An 865-nucleotide genomic window follows, 5' to 3' on the forward strand; every position below is an offset into this window, starting at 1 on the left:
ATGCCGTGCTCTTCGAGAACCATGCCGATGATTTTCGGCACCGTGAGGTTCTGGAAGATCCGTTGGTTGACGCGGTGCGCCAGGTACGACAATTGCGGGCGCAGGGTCACCGAGTAGCGCGTCAGGCGCTTGCCGGAATCGCCTTGCGCGGCGCGGTAGATCTGGCCGTGGATGCCGCTGCCATCGGGCGACAGCTGCAGAAAGGCCGGTTTGTGCAGCAGGGTTTCGAGGTCCAGCGACGGCTGCTCACTGACCAGCTCCACCTCAAAGACAAAAGGCTGGCTGATGGCTTCCCGGCCGGTCAGGGTGAATACCTGAAAATCGGCGGAGAGCCCTTCGATGGTCAGGGCAAAGTGGGTTTCATTGGCCGGCGCGAACATCCCTTGTTCCTCGTGCTGTACAGCGGCGTTCGTCGACAACCGCAAGGCGGTTCAACGCACGCGAAATTCTGGAGGGGCGTAAACAACATCGACCAGCAGGGCTGGTCGATGCTTGTAACGATCAGCCGTAATTAAACGACTGGAGCACGCCAGTCATCGGAACCCGAAGTACCGGATACTTCGTGGGTCCAGGTGATTTTGCGGTAGGTGAACTGCACTTCTTCCAGGTGGGTGAAGTGCGAGTTGCCTGGATCCTGGCAGTTGTGCATTTTGTTGTTGATGGCGACGATGATCGCGTCTTCCAGTTTGGTGGTGTAGTAGTGCTCTTGAGTACCTTGAGCAGAAGTACGGTACCACTGGATAACGATTTCGCTCATGCGCTCGCCGGAGGTCAGAGCAGCTTGCAGCAGAGGCGAAGCCTTGTCGTAGACCTTGGTGATGATCACTGGCTTGTGCACGCGCTGACCGGTTGGCTGACCGGATTG

2 protein-coding genes are annotated in these 865 nt (G+C 58.0%); both read right to left on the bottom strand.

Annotated features, from left to right (window positions below; all coding sequences use genetic code 11):
- A partial coding sequence (locus QMX91_RS31240) for a contractile injection system protein, VgrG/Pvc8 family (RefSeq protein WP_282413914.1) occupies positions 1–380 on the bottom strand: 380 nt, incomplete at its 3' end.
- A 131-nt stretch (positions 381–511) separates the two neighbouring features.
- Positions 512–865: Hcp family type VI secretion system effector (locus tag QMX91_RS31245; RefSeq protein WP_282413915.1), on the bottom strand; the 354-nt coding region annotated here is incomplete at its 5' end.

Origin of the sequence: Pseudomonas sp. PS01299, assembly GCF_029960145.1 — a bacterium.
GTDB classification, from domain to species: domain Bacteria; phylum Pseudomonadota; class Gammaproteobacteria; order Pseudomonadales; family Pseudomonadaceae; genus Aquipseudomonas; species Aquipseudomonas putida_A.